Raw genomic sequence first — 1,002 nt, forward strand, 5'->3', positions numbered from 1 at the left:
CATCGTTCTGCACAAAATTTTGGTGATATTGATCTATCCAAGAGCGCAGATGGGACGTTCTGGATGGCGTCACCTCAAGCAAACTGGGATAACATTGTAACAACTGGCAAAGGCTTTGAGCATCAATTTGAAATATCGCCTTCTGCAAAACTTGCAACATGGGACGACATAGATCGTTACAGTGTAGGTGAGTTGCAGAACATGGGGTATGATGGCGTTCGCATGGATGATGGTGCTGGTGACGTTACATATCAAATTTGGAACACTGATGCCTTGAAACGGCTTGAGCCAAGTGCTCCGCAAGGTATTTTGGCGTATCACGGTAGCCCGCACACGTTTGATCGGTTCAGCCTAGATGCAATTGGCACTGGCGAAGGCGCACAGGTTTACGGGCATGGTTTGTATTTTGCTGAGGCGGAGCCTGTGGCAAAAGCCTACAGAGATCAGCTTTCAAAAGGCAACACATCGGCGGCGCGTAGAGCATTGGAGGCTGCTGGCGGAGATGTAGATCGCGCAATTCAGGATGTAGAAAGCAAACTGAGCCGCCTAGATGAACGTGCAGCATTAGGTGATTTTGGTGGCGATGAGCGTAGGTTCGCGGCGCAAAGGCAAATTCAGTCTGACAAAATCCAGCAGCTAAGAGGTTTCAAAGAAACTGGTGAGTTTGACGCTGGTCGCATGTATGAGGTAAACATCAAAGCCAACCCAGAAGACTTCCTTGATTGGGATAAGCCGCTAAGCGAACAGCCAAATATTTTAAGCAGGCTAGGCTTGAGTGGCCGCACAGAAGATGAAATCAACACAGAGGCAACCCGCTTGATGGAAGAAGGAAATGCCAAAGCAGGCCGAGCTGGAGGCTGGATGGGCGACCCAGAAATTTCTGCGCGCATTAACGCGCTAAACGATGAAATAAACAATCTTGCGCCGAGTGTATCTGGAGAAAGTTTTTATCGAAGCGGCGGGCAAGGCGGTGTGGCTGATCTTATGTCACAGCTTGGTTCA

Annotated in this window: 1 protein-coding gene; it reads left to right on the forward strand. The window is 49.2% G+C overall.

Features of this window, described 5'->3' with window-relative positions:
* The coding region (locus AC1QQ2_RS14250; RefSeq protein WP_479713632.1) for a hypothetical protein at positions 1-1,002 on the forward strand (1,002 nt) is incomplete at both ends.

The organism is Aestuarium sp. (genome assembly GCF_023253315.1).
Classification (GTDB): domain Bacteria; phylum Pseudomonadota; class Alphaproteobacteria; order Rhodobacterales; family Rhodobacteraceae; genus Marivivens; species Marivivens donghaensis.